Raw genomic sequence first — 21,342 nt, forward strand, 5'->3', positions numbered from 1 at the left:
TAGATTTTTAACATTAATATAAGAGTCAATAAGACTCGCAAATTAAAAAGTCCATATGATATGTTTGAGTCAAATTGACACGAACCGTAATTCACCTTATGAGTCGACCACCATGAATCAGGTTTCAAATAACGCCTTACTGAGTTTTGCCCTTGATCTTGCTAGTGCGGTGACACAGCCCAATCGTTTTGAACAATTGGTTTACGCGGTGCGGGCTACGATTAACTGCGATGCTGTTGTTTTGTTGTCTCATAGCCATGGTGTGTTGACGCCGCTTGCCCAGCGAGGGTTGTCGGATGACATGATGGGACGCCGATTTATTATTGATGAACATCCTCGTTTAAAAGCCATTAGTAGCGACCATTATCCGGTACGTTTTCCTGCTGACTCGCCTCTCCCCGATCCTTACGATGGCATGGTGTTAGGTCATGATGAGAATTTACCTGTGCACTCTTGCATGGGCGTGCCTTTGTATTTGGAAGGGAAATTAATCGGAGTTGTCACCTTAGACAGTATCCAACCGGGCGTTTTTGATGATATCGACACGCGTGCGTTAGAAATCATCGGCACCATGGCTGCCATGACGCTAAATACCGCTATCTTGATGGAACAATTAGAAAACCAGTCGCAACATGCCCAAAATGTATTGAAGGTAATTGGCGAGCAAAGTAGTGAAATGATCGGCCAAAGCAAAGCGATGCAAGACCTTAAACAGTCGATTAATCTGGTTGCCTCGTCGGATTTTTCTATTCTGATCGAAGGTGAAACGGGCGTAGGCAAAGAGCTGGTGGCAAGAGCGCTGCATGAGCATTCTTCTCGCGCGGAAGCGCCTATGGTTTATGTAAACTGCGCCGCGATTCCGCACCACCTCATCGAAAGTGAGCTGTTTGGCCATGTAAAAGGCGCCTTTACTGGTGCGGATCGAGACCGAGATGGTAAGTTCTTGTTGGCAGACGGCGGAACCTTATTGCTGGATGAAATTGGTGAATTACCGTTGGAAGTGCAAGGCACGTTACTCCGAGCCATTCAGAATCAAGAGATTCAGGCGGTTGGCAAAGATCAAATTCGCAAAGTAAACGTTCGTATTATCGCGGCGACTAATCGACATTTAGAAACCGAAGTCGCAGAAAATCGCTTTCGTGCGGATTTATTCCATCGCCTCAGCGTCTTCCCGATTCAAGTACCGCCATTACGAGAACGACAAGGCGATGTTCCTGTGTTGGCTGGATTCTTCGCTGAGCGTTTCCGACGTAAATTAGGGCTTCAGCAACTGACGTTATCTGCGTCAGCTATCGACATGCTTGAAGCGTATCACTGGCCAGGAAACGTACGTGAATTAGAGCATGTTATTTCTCGTGCTGCGCTTTTCTCTAAGGCCGAGAGTTCAAAAGCAGATAATCCAAAGGGCATTACCGTTATCACTTCTACTCATTTAACAGGGTTACAAATTGATAATAGTGCTAAAGAAAAGATACAGAAAAATGAGCTGGAGCCGCGTTTAGAAATACACAAACCAATCGATTTGCGTTTAGAAACAGAAACTTATCAACGAAATCTAATCCGTAAAGCGCTAGAAGACAATCAAGGAAATTGGACCAAAGCCGCTCAGCAGCTGTCTATGGACCGCGCCAATCTAGCGCGCTTAGCGAAACGCTTAGGGATTGTCGTTGCCAAAGAGGTACGCATTTAGACCCCCTCCCAGCCTCCCCCTTAGCAGGGGGAGGAGCTAAGACTATGTATTATCCCTTCTCCCTTAGCAGCGGGAGCTAAGGCTTTTTGTTCCCTCCCCTTATCTTCAAGGGGAGGGTTAGGGAGGGGTTGCAAATTTCTAGCCGTGCCTAGCCGCACTCACCTGTCGAATCCGTTCCGCGGGAAATTCGAGTTTAGGTAATAAATAGGCTTTCAAATCTTCTGGATAACCTAATTCATCGAGAGCGGCTGCCATGCAGTTTAGCCACATGGCTTTTTCTTTTTCGGTAACGATTAAGTGAGCATGAGCTTGAGGTAAGCTGATTGGGCCATATTTTTTCGAGAATAACTTCTCGCCGCCCATCCAGCCAGATAGAAAAGACACCAGTTTATCGATGGTCAGTTCAATATTGCTAGGATGCATATCAAACAGCGGACGAAAATCTGGCATGTTTTCCATGATGCGATAGAAGGCTTCGACTAATTTTTGCAAGCCCGGTAATCCGCCGACAGCTTGTAGAGTTGCGTCACCTTCACCATATACTGGTGGATTGGATAGAGTCATTTTATTCGGCGTCTTGTTTGGAATTATTTGGCTGATTTTGTGTTTTTTTTGCTTCTTTCTCTTTGTCCATTTTGATCGAGTTGCGGTAGCCACCTATTGCCGCCAAAGCGCCAATGATAAAGCTCATATAAAGCGGAATTTGAAACAACATAGTAATACTGATGAAGACACATCCGACGGCTAAACCTTCGAGAAAGGGCTTGAATTGCTTGAGCATAGGAGTTCTCCGGACGATAAAAAAATAATCGCAAGTTTAGCAAATTTCCACGAAGAAGTGAGCTACTTGTGGAAAAAAGTACCACTTATCCAACATTAGAACGTGGTAATATTTTATATTTTTATGGTGACGTTTCTTGTGGACAAGTTAGTAAATAGTGCAAAAAAGAATCATCCCATGGTTTTTTTCAGGAAAAAAACCTCTTTTATGGTGAAAAGTGCCGCTTAATGTGAATAACTGCTATGATTTTCCACATTTTTTTCTGGTGCATGATTCCGCTGCTGGTCGATTTTTACCCACAGAAAATAAAGTATCCACAAGAGAGACATGAATGTCGAAATTTTCCTTACATTCTATTTTTAGCTCATATCGAGCAAATATAACGTTAAACCATAAAATTTGGCGCATGGCGTGGCCACCGATGATTTCGAACATTACCACTCCTCTATTGGGCTTGGTGGATACAGCGGTGGTTGGGCATTTAGGCACGGCAACACACCTTGCCGCTGTGGCGATTGGTGCGAGCATTTTTAGCTTTCTATTTTGGGCATTTGGCTTCTTGCGCATGGGCTCAACCGGATTGACTGCACAAGCTCTGGGACAAGGCGACGAACGACGCGTTAGTGAATTGCTTTTGCAATCGATTTTGATGGGCGTTTTTATCGGGCTCATGCTGATTCTATTCCGAGGGCCCTTGATCGATTTGGCGATTACTCTGATGGAGCCAAGTGCTGAAGTGGAACCTTGGGCGCGTTTGTATTGTGAAGCGCGGATTTTCAGTGCGCCAGCCGTGTTAGCGGGTTATGCCTTAATGGGTTGGTTCTTCGGCGTGCAATATTCCAAAGGGCCGTTGTGGATGCTGTTGGTGATCAATGTCGCCAATATGATTCTCGATTATGTCGCCGTTTATGGTTTGGGCATGGCGAGTGACGGTGTGGCGTGGGCAACTGTGTTTGCGCATTATATTGGTGTAACTGTCGCTGGCGTATTGGCTTGGCATAAGTTAAAGGGTTTTTCCGGTCATGTGCCGCTAAGCGTTTTAGCAAAATGGCGTGAATACATGGCTTTGGTGAAAGTGAATCGCTATCTGTTTGTACGAACTATTCTTTTGCTATTGGTTATGTTGTTTTTTACCGCTCAAGGCGCGCGTCAAGGAGATTCGATTCTTGCTGCGAACGCGGTTTTGCTGACTTTCTTGATGATTATTTCTAACGCCTTGGATGGTTTTGCTTTTTCGGTTGAAGCTTTGTGTGGCGAATACTATGGCCGCAAAGACAAAGCGAACTTTAAGAAGGTGATTCAGCTTTCTACCTATTGGGCGCTGTTTGCCGCGGTGATTTTAATGCTGATATTTTGGCTTTTTGGTAATCAAATCATAGCGTTACTGACCAGTGTACAAAGTGTTCGAGACGATGCTGCTCTGTACCTACCTTGGCTCATCTTCTTCCCTCTGTTGGGTATTTGGTCATTTATGTTGGATGGTGTTTTCATTGGCACAACCAGTGTAAAACAAATGCAAAACACCATGATTATTTGCGTGGTTGGCGTGTTCTTCCCTGTATGGTTTATCACTCAAGACCTTGGCAACCATGGTTTATGGTTTAGCCAAGCCATGCTGTTTATCGCCAGAGCCATCACTTTATATTGGTGCTATCTGCAAAATATGAAAAAAGGTGTTTGGTTCGCGAATTCATAACGCCTATTACTTCGTGTAAAGGCTTCTGTTAACAATTGAAATTTTTCTGGCGATTGGGTTTGTTACCATGAATGACGTGTTCTTTTTTAAAGCCACCAAACATGGAGAGAATTCAATATGTCGAAGCATTTCTTAAGCGAGTTAACCGGTTCTTTTGCCACGCCAGCGCTAGAAAATCCTACTGGCGTAATGATGGAAGCTGCGTATCGAGATTTAGGTCTGGATTGGCGTTACATCAATTGTGAAATTCAGCCCGAGGACCTTAAAAACGCCGTATTAGGTGCGAAAGCCATGAATTGGTGCGGTTTTAATTGTTCTATTCCTCATAAAGTGTCCGTTATTGATTACCTTGATGAGTTAGGCGAGTCAGCTCGTATCATTGGTGCGGTGAATACTGTGGTGAACCGTGATGGCAAGCTAGTTGGTGAAAATACTGATGGCCGTGGTTTTGTAGAATCTGTGAAATCTAGCTTAGAGCTGACCAACAAACGTGTGGTTTTGTTCGGTGCTGGTGGTGCGGCACGAGCCGTGGCGGTGGAACTGGCCCTAGCTGGCGTAGCACACATAACTATTGTGAATCGCAACCAAGAGCGCGGCGAAGAGCTTGCCCAACTGGTTACCGATAACACGTCGGCTGGCGCGGAATATCATGCTTGGACAAAGCAATATCAGATTCCTGCCGAGACGGATTTGGTGATCAATGTGACTTCTATTGGTTTGTTCCCGAATGTGGACGAAGAGCTTGATATAGATACAGACTCAATTAAAGCAAATATGGTAGTTGCAGATGGAATTTTCAATCCACCGCAAACACGATTGATCCAAACTGCTGAATCCAAGGGCTGTACGACAGTAAATGGCTTGGGCATGCTCGTTCAGCAAGGCGCAATTGCTTTTGAATATTGGACGGGAAAAGCCCCTTCAATTGACGTTATGAAAGGCGCATTGAGCGATGCTTTGGACATTGCAGAAACATAATACTCACTGGAATCCCCAAAGGTTGTTTACAGCGGATTCTGGTGCTCGTTTCTGCGTAGCGAGCGCTGGATCCGCGTTTCTTCTTGGCGCATTTTCAGTAAGTTATCTTCCACGAAAACCAAATGCGTATGCGCCGCCGTGCGAGCTTCTTCGGCGTCGCCATCCATAATGGCTTGATATAGATTCGCATGTTGCTCCATCACTCGTTGGCGTGCGGCTTGTTTCTCGAATAAGTTTCTTAAGTTGCTTGAAATACTTTTCGCTAACATAGCGTGCAGGCTGCGGAGTGTGTGAAGCAAGACTACGTTGTGTGCTGCTTCAGCAATGATCATGTGAAACTCCACATCTAACTTGGCTTCCAAAGCGAAAGCTTTATGTTGATTCGCTTCTATTAATTGATGAAAACACTGTGTGAGTTTGGTTTTGTCTGCGTCGGTACTGCGCAAAGCAGCGTAATACGCGGCGAGACTTTCTAGCGCATCGCGAAACTCCAATTGATCGTATAAGAACTCATCGTGGGAACTGAGCAAATCTTGCAGCGGATCGGCAAACGAGCTGCCTAGCTGTTCTGACACATAAGTGCCACCGCCATGACGACTGAATAATACACCGCGCGCGATCAGTTTTTGAATGGCTTCCCGCAACGAAGGGCGAGATACCTCAAAACGTGCGGCTAATTCCCTTTCTGGTGGCAGCTTTTGCCCCGCCGTAAAACTGCCTTCTAAAATCATGCTTTCGAGCTCTTTCATGATGATGTCGGAAATTTTCGGTTGTTTAACGCGACCAAAGTGATTGGATTCCATGACTTTTCCTAAAAATGTATTCTTTAAAGATAGCTTTCGACATTGCTGTGTATAAGTTAAAAAGTGGTAAAACCAATTGATATTGTCGCTAAAATTCACGAAATATCGACTAAACTATCAGTTGACAAAGTTTCTTTGAATTCTTACTGTGCCTTATATTCAAAAGGTAAATTGGTCTTACCAATTTGTCTAGCATTAATGTTCAATACCTATATTTTTTAACAATAAAAAGGCTACCGCCGTGGAAGCTTCTATGAACACTGACTCACTTGCTGATAAAGCCGCTCAATATCTCGATCTATATTTTGCTTTGAAAGACGCCAAAACTGGCGCGATTGATGAGACGCGATTGATTCGTGATCCACTTCGTACCTTGGCGTATGGCACGGATGCGAGTTTTTACCGCTTGATTCCGCAATTAGTCGTGCGAGTCGATAATGAAGCGGAAGTGCAGTTAGTGCTGAAAGAAGCCAGAAAGCGCAATTTACCAGTGACTTTTCGCGCAGCGGGTACGAGTTTGTCAGGGCAGGCAGTAACCGATTCCATCTTGATGCAATTATCCGATAACTGGAAAGGGCATCGAGTTCACGAACATGGCCATCATATTTCACTTCAGCCAGGTATTATCGGTGCGCGAGCCAATCAGCTGCTAGCGCCCTTTCAGCGCAAAATCGGCCCAGATCCAGCGTCCATCAATGCCTGTATGATTGGCGGTATTGCAGCGAACAACGCCAGCGGGATGTGCTGCGGTACAGCACAAAACAGCTATCATACGATTCAAAGTGCTCGTCTGATTTTCGCTGATGGTGCTTTATTGGATACCGCCGATGAAGCCAGCCGATTGGCGTTTGGTAATCGTCATGCAGACTTACTCGATACGCTTAGTCGTTTGTCTAAAAGCGTTCAAGCTAATAGCGAATTAGCAGAAAGAATTAGACACAAATATCGTTTAAAAAACACCACAGGGTACAGTTTAAACAGCCTAACCGATTACCAAGATCCGTTTGATATCTTGCTGCATTTGATGATCGGCTCTGAAGGAACTTTGGGTTTTATCAGCGAAGTTACCTATGAAACCGTGGTTGATCATCCTATTAAAGCCGCCGCGATGATCTTCTTTGAGGATATGGAAGTCACCTGTCGAGCGGTGACGGCGTTAAAAAGCTCACCGGTTTCTGCGGTGGAGTTGATTGATCGTGCTGGCTTGTGTGCGGTGGAAGGCAAACCGGGTATGCCGGACATTTTGTCTACTCTTGGCTCGCAAGCGGCGGGTTTATTGGTCGATGTACGGGCTGCCGATGCCGAAGAGTTAGAAGCGAATTTGGTCTTGGTGAAACAGGCGTTAAGCGGTCAAGCCACACTCAATCCAATCGAATTTACTCAAGACAAGGTTATTTACGACTCTTATTGGAAGATTCGCAAAGGCTTGTTCCCCGCTGTTGGCGCGGTTCGCTCTGTGGGTACGACAGTCATCATTGAAGACGTGGCCTTCCCCATTGAAAAACTTGCTGAAGGCGTTTTGGAGCTGCAAGGCGTGTTTCAAAAACACGGTTACAGTGAGGCAATTCTGTTCGGCCACGCTTTAGAAGGCAATTTGCATTTCGTGTTTACCCAAGGTTTTGATGATCCGAAGGAAGTGAAACGCTACGAGCAACTGATGGACGAAGTGGCGCAATTAGTGGCGGTGAAATACAAAGGCTCGTTAAAAGCGGAACACGGTACTGGCCGTAACATGGCGCCTTATGTGGAATTGGAATGGGGCAAAGAAGCTTACGACATTATGTGGCAAATCAAACGCGCGTTTGACCCGCAAAGCTTGCTCAATCCAGATGTGATCTTGTCGCACAATGCCAACTTGCATGTACAGAATCTCAAGCCTTTGCCAAAAGCCAATGACAAGGTCGATACCTGTATCGAATGCGGTTTTTGTGAATCCTCTTGTCCGTCAAAATCTATTACTTTAACGCCGCGCCAGCGGATTGTGATTTGGCGCGAAATCCAACGACTGATTGCCTCAGGTGATGACCCCGAACGTCTTGCTGAGCTGAAAAAAGATTATGATTATCAGGGTGTTGATACCTGTGCTGGCTGTGGTTTGTGTTCTATGCAGTGTCCAGTTGGCATCAATACGGGGGATTTAACCCGTGAATTACGCCATGATCGTCACCCAGACAGCAAAGTCGGTTATTGGGTTGCCGATCATTTTGAAGGCGTGACCAAAACCGCAAAAGTCGGACTCAGCCTTGCCAGCGGCGCGCGTCGTATTATTGGTGATTCAGGCATGACAGCCATCACTTCAGTGATGAATAAAGTCTCCCATGGCGCAGTGCCGAAATGGCATAAACAAATGCCCAGTGCTGCTTCGTCTCTGAAGTCGATTGCCGTTATGCAATGTAATGAGATGCAAGCGGATAACAGGCAGAATGAAGTGATTTACTTCCCTAGCTGCGCGACTCGCGTCATGGGCGCAGGGCCGAATGCAGACGATAAACGCTCCGTTATGACGGTGATGTTCTCTGTATTGCAAAAAGCGGGCTATAAAATCACTGTACCCAAAGGCATTGATAGCCAATGCTGTGGCATGGCGTTTCAATCTAAAGGTCAGTTCGACGCTGCGAGCCAAAAAGCTAATGATCTCAATACGTTACTACTCGAAGCCAGCGATAATGGGCGAATCCCTATCGTCTGCGATGTGAGTCCTTGTTTACTGCGAATGCAAGAAAGCCTTGATCCTTGCTTAGAGCTGCATGAACAAGTGGGCTTTGTCTCGACTCATGTGATGCCAAATCTAACGGTGAAAGATAAGCTCGGCAAAATCGCGCTGCATGTCACTTGCAGCACCACCCGCATGGGGCTCGCCGACAGCTTCGTGCAACTGGCTCACCAACTTGCTGACGAAGTCGTGATTCCGCCAGACATTACCTGCTGTGGCTTTGCTGGCGACAAAGGCTTCTCTACCCCCGAGCTCAACGCCAGCGCTCTCAAAACCTTAGCCAAAGCCGTAGAAGGCTGCGAAGCGGGTTACTCCAACAGCCGTACTTGCGAGATTGGCTTATCGAAACACAGCGGCATCGAGTATCAATCAATCGTCTATCTGGTTGATCAATTGACTCAATCTGTAGGCCGGATGAGGGAGGAACGACCGTAATCCGGCGTTGGCTTGACCGAAGAAAAGGATTATGCCATGTGTTTTTTGATATGTGGTAATGCCGGATTACACCTCGTCCCTCGGTTCATCCGGCCTACAAAACTGTCTAGTCAAAGGCACTGAGTTACCAGATCAACATCTCGCGCACTTCATTATCCGCTAGAGGTTGATCTTGTGACTGAGCTAACTGTGATTGGCTGAGCTAACTATATATGACAAAGCAAAGCCAATAACCTTAAAGCATGAACGTCGAGTACAAGCCAAACCCGCAGACGATGAGGAGCGCCCAGCCGACGAATTGGAAGAAGACGGGTGTTTCAGCTTTTTGAATTCGGTTGTGGAGTTTTTGTCCGAAGACGTGACCAATCAAGGCGCAAGGTAGTAACCAAAGTTGATGGATGAGTTGTAGGTCGATGCCGGCGATGAGGAAGGACACCATTTTGATCATCACCAGAATGAACCAGAGTACAAACAAGGTATCGCGCAGTTGATGGCGCGGTACTTTGGTGGCGAAGACGGAGACGATAAGCGGTGCGCCGATTAAGGAAGTGCCACTGACGTAGCCGCCAAGCATAAGAAAGATGGTGTCGAGGAATTTGTTGTTGGTATAAAACGGTTTATTCAGGATGTAAGACACAGCAAAGACAGCAACAATGACAAATATCACGCCAGTGACTATGTTGCCGGGTAAGGTTAATAAACCAAATACGCCGATCAGTTTCGGCACTATCATGATGCCAAGCGCTTTCTTTAAATAACCCCAAGCGATGTTACCCTGCGCTTCTTGCGGTGCTTCGCCTTGTTCTGCTGCGAGTATGGCTTGTTGTTTGGTGGCTCTTGATCCTTGCCATGCAATCCAGCTAGAAAATACCAAAAGATGAATGGAAATAATCGGCAAAAATAACAGCGGATCGTTTTTCACTAATAAAAGAAAAGGCAACGCGAGCACCGCCCCGCCAAATCCTAAGCCACTGCGAACAAAGCCGCTCCATATAAAAATGGCGCCAATTAAGGCGTATTGCCACCAGAATAAGTTTTCCATGTTGATCCTTGTTTAGAGCTGGTCTGTCGTTATTCGAGCGTTAGTGTAACCAAATTTTCCCTTTTAGACTCTTGCTTTTGAGGTTAAGGGCTTGGGTGAAACCAAGTTTGTTGGTGAAGGAATTTAGTCAGTTCATCTTTTAATAGTTTGGCTCTGGCCGACAAGCTGCGTCGATAAGGCCAGACTAAAAAAATCTCTCTACTTTGACCGCGCCATTCAGGCAATACCCGAATAAGTTCACCAGTTTCAAGGGCGCCATGCACCATGCTCATGGGCATTAAGGCAATTCCAGCGCCCGCTTTCGCTAGGTTGAGTGTGATTGTCATGTCATTACTAATATGCCGGTGCTCTTTGTTTAACGGGCGCCGATCTTCTTGATTATTAATCAGTAACCAATCGGCAAACATGTTGGACGCAATGCTCGGCGCATGTTGTAAGTCTTCTATCGTTTTAGGCAGTGGGAATGCCATGTTAGGCGATGCGACTAGAATAGGCTCAATGTGACCTAATTTCTTTTGAATCAATGATGAACTTGGTTGATTCCCCGAGCGCAAGGCAATGTCGGCGCGGGTGTCTCTGATATCTTGCAGTGTGTTGCTCAGTTCGATGTTTAGTTCGATGTCTGGGTACAGTTGAACAAAACCTTGCCAAAATGAGTCTAGAGGTCCGCTGCCCAAATTTACCGGAGCAAGTACTTTCAAATCACCTTTTAGACTGTTTAGGGTTTGGTCTAGGTTGGAAATTCGCTGATCTAACGCATCGATGAATTCCGCGCATTCGCGATAGTAGCTTTCTCCCACTGGTGTGAGTGTTAGTCCTTTTGTTGAACGATGTAGTAACTCACAGCCAAGTTTTTGCTCAAGGGCACTGATACGGCGAGATACCGTAGCGATAGTCATATCAAGATGTTGAGCGGCGGCAGTCAGACTATTTTTATTGGCAGCAGTAATAAAAATCTTTAGATCATCAAGCATTTTGCATTTTCGTAAATTTGTTTTTAAAAAATCAGTATATTTACAAATATTGTTGTTTGCTAGTATGTATTCAGAGTTTGAGTCGTTTACTTACTTTTCGTCTGGGGCACTCTATTTATAGAGAAGACGGTAAGTTCATTAGGAGAGAAACATGAAACACAGAATTATTTTTGCCGTATTAATGTCGTTTACCTTGTCGTTGTTGATGTCCGCATGGATTACGTATCTGAATATTGGGTTACATCCAAATTTCGTCTCTTTCTGGATGGGAGCTTGGGTATTGGCTTGGCCTGCTGCGGGTATTATTTCTTTTATCGCAGGGCCATTCTTACATGGTTTAGCGCATAAGATTGCCGCAAAAATTTAGCCTATTGTTACTAAACTGTATTAGAAATGAAAAACCCGCTGCGCAGCGGGTTTTGTGTTTTTAACATCACTAACGTTGTGTTCGTCGTTTATTTACTGGGTTTTTCATCCCAAACACTAAGGTCGATATCGTCACGAACTTCTGGGTAATCGTCTGAATTGAACACTGGCGTGTGGGTTTTTAATTGCGTGAAATAGTCTTTGGTTAATTTCACTACCAAACCAGATAACATCATGATCGCAATCAGGTTAATAGTTGCCATTAGACCCATCGCTGCATCAGCCGCATTGAATACCATCGCCACACTTTCATAAGCGCCCCAAGGGATCATGCCAAGCGCCAAGATGCGTAGAATGAAAATCCCTGGTTTATTCGCCCATTTTAGGTAAGTTAGCGCATTTTCTGCATAACTGTAGTTACCGATAATGGAAGTGAAAGCGAAGAAGAAAATCGCAATAGCAACAAAGTAATGACCTGCACTACCAATGTGAGTCGTTAGCGCCGTTTGTGTTAAGGCAATGCCTGTTTGACCGTTACCCAATGCACCAGATAATAGAATCATCAAGGCCGTTGCAGTACAAATCAGCAGTGTATCAATGAAAACACCTAATGATTGAACCATGCCTTGGGATGCTGGGTGATGAGGGTTTGGCGTAGCAACCGCTGCAATATTTGGCGCAGAACCCATACCCGCTTCGTTGGAAAACAAACCACGTTTTACACCGTTTAGCATGGCACCTAAAACGCCGCCTGCAGCTTGCTCGATACCAAATGCGCTCTTAAAGATTAACGCGAATGCCGCTGGTACGTCAGAGATATTGGCGAAGATCACATACAAAGCTAGCAATAGATATAAAACGGCCATGAATGGCACAACGATTTCAGCAAAACGTGCGATTTTCTTGATACCACCGAAGATAACAATTGCTGCTAGCAGCATGATCACGATGCCAGTCACACTGGTGTCGATACCAAACGCGCCTTCCATTGCGCCTGCAATCGAGTTGGCTTGCACCGCATTGAATACCAAACCAAACGCCAAGATAAGCGCAAGCGAAAATACCGCACCAGCCCAAGGTGCTTTTAAGCCTTTACTGATGTAAAACGCAGGGCCGCCACGCAATTGGCCATTTTGATCGCGCATTTTGTAGAGCTGAGCCAAGGTGCTTTCAGCGTAGGCGGTTGCCATACCGATAATTGCCACCACCCACATCCAAAAAATAGCCCCTGGGCCACCTAAATATAATGCGACAGCAACACCTGTCATGTTGCCTGTTCCTACTCGAGAAGCGAGGCTAGTACATAGTGCTTGGAAAGGAGAGATACCGCCACGATCCGATTGTGGGGCTTTAAGAACAGTTCGGATGAATTCTGGAAAACGACGGACCTGAATAAAACCTAGACGTAAAGTGAAATATACGCCTACGGCTAGTAGTCCATAGATGAGGATATACCCCCAGAAAATAGTATTTAAAAAGTCTATGATGGCTGCCATGTAGGGCACTCCCTTTATTCGATAGGATTATCGTTTTATTGTTCGTGGGTTGAATGTTAGGAATGCTTTTTTGGATAAAAAAGGCACCCTAAAAAACGCGCAGAAGCTTAAAAAAGTGTGCAAGGGTAGCGATTTTATGGAAAACCGCAAGAAAAAAACCACTTTCACGCACATAAAAAGTGCATAAAAGTGGTTTGGTTTTGTTAGTTTTTTGCTTTTGGAACGAGTTGTCTAAGTAGTTATGTCCTTGATTTAGCGATAAATAACTTTTTATTTTTTACTTAGCTGAAGTCCATTTTCGTGAGGTCAAAGAGTGCATGTAATAGGTGCACTATTGGGCGTTTGGTGTCGTAGGTTTTGGGTAATCTTTGTTCTGGATCGGATCTTGCTCAACTTCCCCCCACTGTCTTTCTAACGGCATAACGCCCGCCCACACTGGCCAGTCGTTATCGGCTGGATCATCGACAGGAGGCTCAGCTCGGAATTTGACCGAGGCTTCGTCTATTTTGATACGTACGACGCCAGTTGCTTTGATTTCTTGCTCGTTGACGGGACGTAACGTTTCCCAGCGACCTGGGCTGACTTTATCTAGGAAAAGTTTGAGTTGACGCACTTTTTCTTCTTTGTCTTCGACCAGCTCTGGTACGCCAAATAAGGTTACGGAACGATAATTTACTGAATGGTGAAATGCCGAGCGCGCCATTACCAAACCATCTAGCTGCGATATATTAATGCAGACCTTTTCAGCTGCATCAATGGGACTTTTGATGTTGCGCGCCTTAGAATGCCCATGCCAATACAAATAGTCGCCGTCACGCCAATGGCACGTTGGTGTAACGAAGACTTGGCCATCTTTAGTTTGTCCTACATGGCACATTAATGCTGCATCAATAATCTCTAGAGCTAGGTCTTTGTCGTAGGACGCGCGGTTCGGCCCTCTTTTTACTTTGCTTAATACTGTTTCTGCGAGTGACTGGCTCATGCATTCTTCCCTTGAGTCTTGTTGAGGTGTTGGCTATAACAAGACTTTAGATAAAACTGGCTTTTATAAAAATAGCCAGAATCAATATAAAAAAGCAGGCCAGATGTGAAGCACACAATTACTAGTTTACGTTTCTCTTTAGAGGACGGTGCACCTTATTACCAACAATTGATTGATCAAATTCAACAAGGCATTGTGTCGGGTGAATTATCAGTTGGCGACAAACTACCCTCCTCACGTTTTTTGGCTGGCTCATTGGGTGTTTCTCGAAGTACCACGTCGCGGGCTTATGATCAGTTAATTGCCGAAGGTATTTTAACTAGCGAAGAAAAGCGTGGTGTTTTTGTTGCTGCTTTGCCTATGGTGAGGCATCGCTCGACGAAAAAACCTAGTTCGGACTTTCTATCTCACAATGAAACGCTTCCAAAGTGGGCGTTTGATGCCGGTGCTGATGCGTCTGCTTTTCCTACCAAGAAATGGGCGGCAAGTATGCGACGTAGTTGGCTTAATCCTGATTTGGCTGTGTTGGAGGGGGGATATGACGCAGGCTATCCCAATTTAAAAGTGGCAATAGTCGACTATTTATATCGTGTTCGTGGTCTTGAATGCTCAGCCGAACAAATTATTGTTACGGCTGGCAGTCGGGATTCGCTGCTTTTATTGCAGCATGCAATCACTTCCATAGGTGATTCCGAATATTCGCCAATGAAATGGTGGTTAGAAGAACCTACTTATTCGCCAATACGCGAGGTAATTCCTTCTCATGCAAAGGCTGGCGCTCTTTTTATTGACGAAGATGGACCTGGTTTTCCAGACAGTGAACATACTTCGAATGTGGCAATTGTAACGCCGAATCGGCAATACCCCCTTGGCGTTAGCATCAGTGCAGCGCGACGACAGCAATGGTTGCTAGCATTACAGGAAAATTCACCAAGCTGGTGGCTGGTAGAAGACGATTACGACAATGAGTTTGTTTATCAGGGACGAAGCAATGTGCCTTTTATGCAAACGGCGAGCGTGCATGACCAAGCCCGAGACCGAGTATTCTTTGTAGGGAGTTTTTCGAAAGTGCTATTTCGTGGCTTGCGGCTTGGCTTTATCGTCGCGCCGATGAAGCATATTGCGACATTACAAAAAAGTCAGCGAGTGTTGGGGTCATCTGCATCCTTGCCAATACAGCCTGCCGTGGCAGATTTTATGCTTCAAGGCCATTTTGATCGTCATGTGAATCGAATGCGTCGGCATTATCGGCTCAAGCGAGACTTTTTATTGGCGTTATTAGATCAGCATTTGGCTCCTTGGTTTGACTGGAAAAAGCCTCGTGGTGGAATGCATGTATTGATAGCATTAAAACCAGATTGCCTTTTTACGATGGAAGTGGATGTCGCTCTAGATCAACAGATTGCTCAAGAGCTTATTGATAGCGATGGAGTATGCCTTTCTCCCTTGTCCGCGCATTATGCAAATAACCTGGGCGAGAAAAGCCAATTTGGCTTTTTATTAGGTTTTAGTGGGCCTAGTGAAGAAACAATGGTGCATATTATTGTCGCATTGAAGCATTGGTTTGTGAAAAAACTGGAGTAAAGTAAGATTTACATACTGTAAGGAAATCGTCTTATAAGGGCGTTACTCTTGGGGTGAAGGGTAAATATTAGGGATTTCCTTACACTTAGAATGTGAATTTTTATAAAAAGACAGTGAAGCAAAGAGGAACAAAGGCTAAACTACGCTTTGTGTGGTTGCTTAAATTTTGCTATATTTCGCCCACGTAAATTCGTATGAAGCGAGTAAAAACGGTATTTTCACTTTTGTTTTTATGAATCGGATGAATAAATTGAACAATTTTCAAGACATTTTGCGTCATTGCATGCATTCTATATCCAGCGTCTTGGCGGAAACCTTACGCGTTGCTGTTGCTGTGTCTTGCTTGTTTGTTAGTTTTTTTGTACTTATTACTACTCTTTCCTCTGTTGATAGCCTAAGTGTTATCAGTATCGACCCTATTATTAAAGCGGGGCTACTTCTTAGCGTCGTTTTTACCACCCTATTATTGGTTAGTTATTGGTCCGTTATGACCAATATCAACCCTGCTCGCCAGAAACTGGCCTTCTCTTTGTTTCATGTGTTTGCTCCTAATGAGCAAGCTAGTCGTGCTGAGGCGCGATGCATGATGAGTTGTGGAGCTCCCTTTTTCAGATTTAGGTGATCCAAAAGAATCATTACTGCGTTAATGTCATTAATGCAGTAATGATTTTTACACTGTTTTTACAGTGCGGTGATCTTTACTGAAATACCCGGCATTTGCCGGATTTTCGTTCTGTTGCTTGATGTTCAAGTGGCAGTTTTGTGAACCTCGGGGTTAGAGGATGATTCTCTTGTTAACTCGTATCCTAAGTAAAGTCGCTTTGGCGCTAATGGTGGGCTTGCTCGCCGGTTGTCAGGGTGGTGTGCTCGATCCTAAAGGGCAAGTTGGTATTGAAGAGAAGCAACTAATTATTGTTGCTACTTTGTTGATGCTGGTTGTTGTAATTCCTGTCATCTTCATGACACTGTATTTCGCTTGGAAATACCGTGAAGGTCGTGACGAGATTTACGAGCCAAAATGGTCACACTCCACAAAAATAGAAACAGTTGTTTGGGCTATCCCAGTCATTATCGTCATTATTCTTGGCGTGATTACTTGGAAATCAACTCACGCACTGGATCCTTACAAGCCTTTGAAATCCGATAAAGATCATATCAATGTTCAGGTCGTTTCGATGAACTGGAAATGGTTGTTTATTTATCCGGATCTTGGCATCGCATCTGTGAACGAATTGAGATTTCCTGAAAACGTTCCTGTTGCTTTCCAAATTTCATCTGAAGGCACGATGAACTCATTCTTCATTCCTCAATTGGGTAGCCAAATTTACTCAATGGCAGGCATGGTGACTAAGCTTCACTTGATCGCGAATGAACCTGGTACATTTGATGGTTATTCTGCGAACTACAGTGGACCTGGCTTTACCAATATGAAGTTCAAAGCGATCGCTACAGAAACGCAAGCCGATTTTGATGCTTGGGTTGCAGGTGTGAAAGCTGAGTCTATTGCTGGATCAACCAACAATGGCATATTGGATCAAGCTTCATACGACAAGCTTGCTGAATATGATTTGCATGCTCCTGTGCATGAAGCAACGCCTGTTCAGTATTACGGTTCTATTAAGCCTGGAATCTTTAATGATAACGTTATGAAATTCATGAAAGACCACGGCAAAGTTGAGCTGCTTAAAGGCACAACATTTGATTCGAATATGATCCAAGGCAATTCAAACCATGGTGAAATGAATCATGGCGAGATGAATCACGGCGAAATGGAAATGAATCATGAGTCGTCTGAACACTCATCGGATGATATGCATACGGAGGCTGAAAAATAATGTCTGCACTCTTAGGCAAACTATCGTGGGACGCTCTTCCGTACGACCCGATTGTTATCGGCACATTGTGTGTCGTTGCGATCGCTGGTTGTGTACTTGCTTTCCTACTTATTAAGCACAAATTGCTTGGTGTACTCTGGAATGACTGGTTAACGTCTGTTGACCATAAAAAACTGGGTATCATGTATATCGTTCTAGCATTGGTAATGCTTATTCGTGGTTTCGCGGATGCCATTATGATGCGTTTGCAGCTCGCGCTTGCAACGAGCGGTGACCCTGGCTATTTACCTCCAAGCCACTATGACCAAATTTTTACGGCTCACGGTGTCATTATGATCATCTTTATGGCAATGCCATTTATGATAGGTCTGATGAACATTGTTGTGCCGCTACAGATTGGTGCTCGTGACGTGGCTTTTCCGTTCCTAAACAACTTAAGTTTTTGGCTAGCTGTTTCTGGTGCGGTATTGGTGAATATTTCCTTAGGCCTTGGCGAATTTGCTAAAACTGGTTGGGTGGCTTATCCACCTTTATCAGGGTTGGAATACAGTCCAGGTGTAGGGGTCGACTATTATATTTGGGCATTGCAGATATCAGGTATTGGTACGACATTAACCGCAGTTAACTTCTTGGCGACTGTGTTTAAAATGCGTACACCTGGTATGAAATTGATGGATATGCCGATCTTTACTTGGACCTGTACTTGGGCCAATATTTTGATCGCTGCATCCTTCCCAATTTTGACTGCTGTACTGGCAATGTTGACGCTTGACCGTTACCTAGATTTCCACTTCTTTACGAATGATGGCGGCGGTAACTCAATGATGTATATCAACTTGTTCTGGGCATGGGGTCACCCTGAGGTGTACATCCTTGTTCTTCCAGCATTTGGTATATTCTCTGAAATTGTGTCTACCTTTACTGGTAAGCGTTTGTTCGGCTACAAATCTATGGTTTGGGCGACAGCTTCGATTTCCATTCTTGGTTTCATCGTATGGCTTCACCATTTCTTTACCATGGGTTCAAGTGCGAACGTAAATGCCTTCTTTGGTGTGATGACAATGATCATCGCTGTACCGACTGGTGTGAAACTATTTAACTGGTTGTTCACTATGTACCGTGGTCGCCTTCGTGTGACTGTTCCGGTTCTTTGGACACTTGGTTTCATGGTGACTTTCACCGTAGGTGGTATGACAGGTGTACTTCTTGCTGTACCTGGTGCTAACTATGTATTGCATAACAGCTTGTTCTTGATTGCCCATTTCCATAACACCATCATTGGTGGTGCGGTATTTGGTTATCTAGCTGGTTTTGCTTTCTGGTTCCCTAAAGCGATGGGCTTCCATCTTAACGTTAAGCTTGGTAAAGCGGCTTTCTGGTGTTGGTTAGTTGGTTTCTTCCTAGCCTTCATGCCTCTTTATGTATTGGGCTTCTTGGGTATGACTCGCCGTCTAAACCATACAGATAATCCTGATTGGAACATCTGGTTGTACATCGCTCTTGTTGGTGCACTGGTTATCTTGGCGGGGATTATCTGTCAGTTCCTACAGCTATACGTAAGCTTCCGTGACCGTGCACAAAACTTGGACACTACTGGTGATCCATGGAATGGTCATACGCTTGAGTGGTCTACGGCTTCTCCGCCGCAGTACTACAACTTTGCAGAGCTACCAGTTGTATCTGATATCGATGCTTTCACGGATATGAAAGAAAAAGGTACGGCTTACGTTCGTAAAGAAAGCTATGCGCCTATCCATATGCCTAAGAATACTAAGGCGGGTATCATCATTGGTGCACTTATTACGGCATTCGGTTTTGCAATGATCTGGCATATTTGGTGGCTGGCAATCGTTGGTCTAGTAGGCTCTATCGTGACATTTATTGCCCGTGCCTACACCTCTGATGTTGATTACTATGTACAGCCTGATGAAATCGCTCAGATCGAAAATGAGCATCTAGATAACGTGGCTAAGGGGTAATCATGAGCACTACACATATGAATACGCACGACGCTCACGAAGCTGGTGCACATCACGACGAACACCATGATACAGGTGGAAACACTGTATTTGGGTTCTGGCTGTACCTAATGACAGACTGCTTGTTGTTTGCATCTGTCTTCGCTACCTACGCTGTGCTCTTTATGAACACAGCAGGTGGTGTCTCCGGTAAAGATATTTTTGATCTTGAGTTAATCCTTGCGGGCACGGCTGCGCTACTTGTTTCAAGTATCACATTCGGTTTTGCAATGATTTGTGCTCATAACAAAAACCGTTCTGGTACGTTAATGTGGTTGCTGGCGACCTTTATTTTTGGTGGCGTGTTTATAGCCCTAGAAATATATGAGTTTCAGCATCTGATCCATAACGGCAATGGCCCTCAAGCTAGCGCTTTCTTGTCAGCGTTTTTTAGTCTTGTTGGCTTGCATGGATTGCACGTTACAGCAGGTTTGATTTGGATGGTTATTTTAGCTGTTGAAATCATGATGACAGGGTTGACTGGTCGATCATTGACTCGTCTGGCTTGTCTAAGCTTGTTCTGGCACTTTTTGGATATAATCTGGATCTGTGTTTTCACCGTTGTTTATCTGATGGGGGCGATCTAATGAGCGATCATTCTTCTGAAGCGCATTCACACGGTAGCGTGAAGTCTTACTTGGTTGGTTTTATCTGGTCTGTTATTTTGACTGGTATTCCATTCTGGATGGTAATGACGGAAGCGTTCGATAAGGGTCCAACTTACATAACAATCGTATTGTTAGCCATTGTTCAGATTTTTGTTCATTTGAAGTATTTCCTTCATTTGGACTTCTCTGAACAAGGTAAGTTGGATACTTATTCATTCATATTCTCTGCCGTAATTATTGTGATGGTTGTCGCGTTATCCGTTTGGATTATCTACGCTTCCAACGCAATGATGATGTAAGCAGAGTTATTTGATGATTATGCGGACTTCTTTCATTACAAGTAATGTGTGTCCGACGGGAGCCTGTAAAGATGTTTAAGCGTTATCTTCAGGTGACAAAGCCTGGCATCATTATGGGTAACCTCATCTCTGTTGCGGGGGGCTTCTTTTTAGCCTCCCGTGGCGAGATTGACTGGATTCTTATGCTAGCGACAGTGGTTGGCTTGTCGTTGGTGGTTGCTTCTGGCTGTGCCATTAACAACTATATTGATAGAGATATTGATGCAAAAATGCAGCGCACACGTAATCGTGTGACGGTGAATGGTGAGATGTCAGGTAAAGCGGCGTTTTTCCACGGTATTGTGTTAGGTGTTATTGGTTTTGCTTTGCTGTCATATTTCACTAATTGGGTTGCGGTCGCCTTTGCCGTATTTGGTTACGTGGTTTATGTCGGTTTATACACTATGTATTTCAAGCGCAAGTCCGTATATGGGACTTTTGTTGGTAGTTTATCTGGTGCTGTTCCTCCTGTTGTGGGGTATTGTGCGGCGGCGGGCCAGTTTGATGCTGGTGCTGCTATTTTGTTAACTATGTTTTGTATTTGGCAAATGCCACACTCTTACGCAATTGCTATCTTTCGCTATAAAGATTACGAAGCAGCAGGCATTCCTGTGTTGCCAGTGTCACAAGGCATTGCAAAAGCGAAACGCCATATTATTCTTCACATTGCCGCTTTTGCGGTTGTTGCAGCACTATTACCGCTGACTGGATATGTAGGAATAGGTTTTATGGTTGTTGCACTGGCTACCAGCCTTTGGTGGCTAGCAATGGCGTTACGAGGCTACCGTCCAGGTATTGATGTGAATGGTTGGGCACGACAAGTGTTCTTCTTCTCCATTATTACGGTAACGGCGCTGAGTGTGACTATGGCATTGGATTTTAATGAAGTTTCACCCAATCTATTGGTATTTAGCGCTCATTAATTCATGCTTTCCAAAACGGGCTTTAAGCCCGTTTTTTATTTCTTTTCTCCTTCCTGATAACTTTCTATTTTTTTCATTAT

At 44.7% G+C, this 21,342-nt stretch carries 19 protein-coding genes; 12 read left to right on the plus strand and 7 right to left on the minus strand.

What is annotated here, in order from left to right; genetic code table 11:
- Positions 1 to 112 precede the first annotated feature (112 nt).
- Positions 113 to 1,690, plus strand: coding sequence for a nitric oxide reductase transcriptional regulator NorR (norR, locus tag DFP77_RS01625; RefSeq protein ID WP_181858478.1), 1,578 nt, complete (start codon positions 113 to 115; stop codon positions 1,688 to 1,690).
- Between the two features lie 138 nt (positions 1,691 to 1,828).
- Here the strand turns inward: norR and DFP77_RS01630 are convergent, their stop codons facing one another.
- Positions 1,829 to 2,254 (minus strand): group II truncated hemoglobin, encoded by a 426-nt coding sequence (locus tag DFP77_RS01630; protein ID WP_114410555.1) that lies wholly within the window; start codon positions 2,252 to 2,254, stop codon positions 1,829 to 1,831.
- A gap of 1 nt (position 2,255) precedes the next feature.
- Positions 2,256 to 2,471 carry a hypothetical protein gene (locus DFP77_RS01635; protein ID WP_114410556.1) on the minus strand — a complete coding sequence of 72 codons (216 nt, stop codon included), beginning with the start codon at positions 2,469 to 2,471 and terminating at the stop codon, positions 2,256 to 2,258.
- A gap of 406 nt (positions 2,472 to 2,877) precedes the next feature.
- Between DFP77_RS01635 and DFP77_RS01640 the strand changes: the two genes are divergently transcribed.
- Together DFP77_RS01640 and aroE are read left to right on the plus strand one after the other, a co-directional pair.
- Positions 2,878 to 4,167 (plus strand): MATE family efflux transporter, encoded by a 1,290-nt coding sequence (locus DFP77_RS01640; RefSeq protein ID WP_114410616.1) that lies wholly within the window; start codon positions 2,878 to 2,880, stop codon positions 4,165 to 4,167.
- 117 nt (positions 4,168 to 4,284) lie between these two features.
- Positions 4,285 to 5,145, plus strand: a complete 861-nt coding sequence (aroE, locus tag DFP77_RS01645; RefSeq protein ID WP_114410557.1) for a shikimate dehydrogenase — start codon at positions 4,285 to 4,287, stop codon at positions 5,143 to 5,145.
- 26 nt (positions 5,146 to 5,171) lie between these two features.
- On the opposite strand, the gene DFP77_RS01650 is transcribed toward aroE, so the two are convergent.
- Positions 5,172 to 5,948, minus strand: coding sequence for an FCD domain-containing protein (locus DFP77_RS01650; protein ID WP_114410558.1), 777 nt, complete (start codon positions 5,946 to 5,948; stop codon positions 5,172 to 5,174).
- A gap of 253 nt (positions 5,949 to 6,201) precedes the next feature.
- Between DFP77_RS01650 and DFP77_RS01655 the strand changes: the two genes are divergently transcribed.
- Positions 6,202 to 9,096, plus strand: a complete 2,895-nt coding sequence (locus tag DFP77_RS01655) for an FAD-binding and (Fe-S)-binding domain-containing protein (protein ID WP_114410559.1) — start codon at positions 6,202 to 6,204, stop codon at positions 9,094 to 9,096.
- Between the two features lie 235 nt (positions 9,097 to 9,331).
- Here the strand turns inward: DFP77_RS01655 and DFP77_RS01660 are convergent, their stop codons facing one another.
- Entirely contained in the window at positions 9,332 to 10,138 is an 807-nt protein-coding gene (locus DFP77_RS01660) for a sulfite exporter TauE/SafE family protein (RefSeq protein ID WP_114410560.1), read from the minus strand.
- An 83-nt stretch (positions 10,139 to 10,221) separates the two neighbouring features.
- Entirely contained in the window at positions 10,222 to 11,112 is an 891-nt protein-coding gene (locus tag DFP77_RS01665) for a LysR family transcriptional regulator (protein WP_114410561.1), read from the minus strand.
- A 151-nt stretch (positions 11,113 to 11,263) separates the two neighbouring features.
- Between DFP77_RS01665 and DFP77_RS01670 the strand changes: the two genes are divergently transcribed.
- A complete protein-coding gene (locus tag DFP77_RS01670) occupies positions 11,264 to 11,479 on the plus strand; it encodes a DUF2798 domain-containing protein (protein ID WP_114410562.1) in 216 nt (71 codons plus the stop codon).
- Between the two features lie 88 nt (positions 11,480 to 11,567).
- Here DFP77_RS01670 and DFP77_RS01675 read toward each other — a convergent pair whose 3' ends face one another.
- Both DFP77_RS01675 and DFP77_RS01680 read right to left on the minus strand, forming a co-directional pair.
- Positions 11,568 to 12,974 carry an alanine/glycine:cation symporter family protein gene (locus DFP77_RS01675; protein WP_072838679.1) on the minus strand — a complete coding sequence of 469 codons (1,407 nt, stop codon included), beginning with the start codon at positions 12,972 to 12,974 and terminating at the stop codon, positions 11,568 to 11,570.
- Between the two features lie 331 nt (positions 12,975 to 13,305).
- The gene (locus DFP77_RS01680; protein WP_114410563.1) at positions 13,306 to 13,956 is read right to left on the minus strand and encodes a pyridoxamine 5'-phosphate oxidase family protein; all 651 of its coding nucleotides are present in this window, start codon (positions 13,954 to 13,956) and stop codon (positions 13,306 to 13,308) included.
- Between the two features lie 105 nt (positions 13,957 to 14,061).
- On the opposite strand from DFP77_RS01680, the gene pdxR reads away from it, so the two are divergent.
- The 7 genes from pdxR (at position 14,062) to cyoE (ending at position 21,262) form a co-directional block, all read left to right on the plus strand.
- Entirely contained in the window at positions 14,062 to 15,540 is a 1,479-nt protein-coding gene (gene pdxR / locus DFP77_RS01685) for a MocR-like pyridoxine biosynthesis transcription factor PdxR (protein ID WP_114410564.1), read from the plus strand.
- Positions 15,541 to 15,790: 250 nt separating this feature from the next.
- The gene (locus DFP77_RS01690; RefSeq protein ID WP_147270542.1) at positions 15,791 to 16,162 is read left to right on the plus strand and encodes a hypothetical protein; all 372 of its coding nucleotides are present in this window, start codon (positions 15,791 to 15,793) and stop codon (positions 16,160 to 16,162) included.
- Positions 16,163 to 16,322: 160 nt separating this feature from the next.
- Entirely contained in the window at positions 16,323 to 17,375 is a 1,053-nt protein-coding gene (gene cyoA, locus DFP77_RS01695; protein ID WP_198432044.1) for a ubiquinol oxidase subunit II, read from the plus strand.
- Positions 17,375 to 19,354, plus strand: a complete 1,980-nt coding sequence (gene cyoB / locus DFP77_RS01700; RefSeq protein ID WP_024024356.1) for a cytochrome o ubiquinol oxidase subunit I — start codon at positions 17,375 to 17,377, stop codon at positions 19,352 to 19,354. Before cyoA ends, cyoB begins: the two co-directional genes overlap by 1 nt.
- 2 nt (positions 19,355 to 19,356) lie before the next feature.
- On the plus strand, positions 19,357 to 19,980 hold the full coding sequence (gene cyoC / locus DFP77_RS01705; protein ID WP_024024357.1) for a cytochrome o ubiquinol oxidase subunit III: 624 nt from the start codon (positions 19,357 to 19,359) through the stop codon (positions 19,978 to 19,980).
- On the plus strand, positions 19,980 to 20,300 hold the full coding sequence (gene cyoD / locus DFP77_RS01710) for a cytochrome o ubiquinol oxidase subunit IV (RefSeq protein ID WP_024024358.1): 321 nt from the start codon (positions 19,980 to 19,982) through the stop codon (positions 20,298 to 20,300). The genes cyoC and cyoD overlap by 1 nt, the downstream gene beginning before the upstream one ends.
- Before the next feature lie 71 nt (positions 20,301 to 20,371).
- Positions 20,372 to 21,262 carry a heme o synthase gene (cyoE, locus tag DFP77_RS01715; protein WP_114410565.1) on the plus strand — a complete coding sequence of 297 codons (891 nt, stop codon included), beginning with the start codon at positions 20,372 to 20,374 and terminating at the stop codon, positions 21,260 to 21,262.
- Positions 21,263 to 21,342 lie beyond the last annotated feature (80 nt).

It is taken from the genome of Marinomonas foliarum (genome assembly GCF_003337275.1).
Taxonomy (GTDB): domain Bacteria; phylum Pseudomonadota; class Gammaproteobacteria; order Pseudomonadales; family Marinomonadaceae; genus Marinomonas; species Marinomonas foliarum.

Bases quoted from the DNA above. Each gene is read 5' to 3' on its own strand.
- norR (WP_181858478.1), top strand. From the start codon at position 113: ATGAATCAGGTTTCAAATAACGCCTTACTGAGTTTTGCCCTTGATCTT.
- DFP77_RS01630 (WP_114410555.1), bottom strand. From the start codon at position 2,254: ATGACTCTATCCAATCCACCAGTATATGGTGAAGGTGACGCAACTCTA.
- DFP77_RS01635 (WP_114410556.1), bottom strand. From the start codon at position 2,471: ATGCTCAAGCAATTCAAGCCCTTTCTCGAAGGTTTAGCCGTCGGATGT.
- DFP77_RS01640 (WP_114410616.1), top strand. From the start codon at position 2,878: ATGGCGTGGCCACCGATGATTTCGAACATTACCACTCCTCTATTGGGC.
- aroE (WP_114410557.1), top strand. From the start codon at position 4,285: ATGTCGAAGCATTTCTTAAGCGAGTTAACCGGTTCTTTTGCCACGCCA.
- DFP77_RS01650 (WP_114410558.1), bottom strand. From the start codon at position 5,948: ATGGAATCCAATCACTTTGGTCGCGTTAAACAACCGAAAATTTCCGAC.
- DFP77_RS01655 (WP_114410559.1), top strand. From the start codon at position 6,202: ATGAACACTGACTCACTTGCTGATAAAGCCGCTCAATATCTCGATCTA.
- DFP77_RS01660 (WP_114410560.1), bottom strand. From the start codon at position 10,138: ATGGAAAACTTATTCTGGTGGCAATACGCCTTAATTGGCGCCATTTTT.
- DFP77_RS01665 (WP_114410561.1), bottom strand. From the start codon at position 11,112: ATGCTTGATGATCTAAAGATTTTTATTACTGCTGCCAATAAAAATAGT.
- DFP77_RS01670 (WP_114410562.1), top strand. From the start codon at position 11,264: ATGAAACACAGAATTATTTTTGCCGTATTAATGTCGTTTACCTTGTCG.
- DFP77_RS01675 (WP_072838679.1), bottom strand. From the start codon at position 12,974: ATGGCAGCCATCATAGACTTTTTAAATACTATTTTCTGGGGGTATATC.
- DFP77_RS01680 (WP_114410563.1), bottom strand. From the start codon at position 13,956: ATGAGCCAGTCACTCGCAGAAACAGTATTAAGCAAAGTAAAAAGAGGG.
- cyoA (WP_198432044.1), top strand. From the start codon at position 16,323: ATGATTCTCTTGTTAACTCGTATCCTAAGTAAAGTCGCTTTGGCGCTA.
- cyoB (WP_024024356.1), top strand. From the start codon at position 17,375: ATGTCTGCACTCTTAGGCAAACTATCGTGGGACGCTCTTCCGTACGAC.
- cyoC (WP_024024357.1), top strand. From the start codon at position 19,357: ATGAGCACTACACATATGAATACGCACGACGCTCACGAAGCTGGTGCA.
- cyoD (WP_024024358.1), top strand. From the start codon at position 19,980: ATGAGCGATCATTCTTCTGAAGCGCATTCACACGGTAGCGTGAAGTCT.
- cyoE (WP_114410565.1), top strand. From the start codon at position 20,372: ATGTTTAAGCGTTATCTTCAGGTGACAAAGCCTGGCATCATTATGGGT.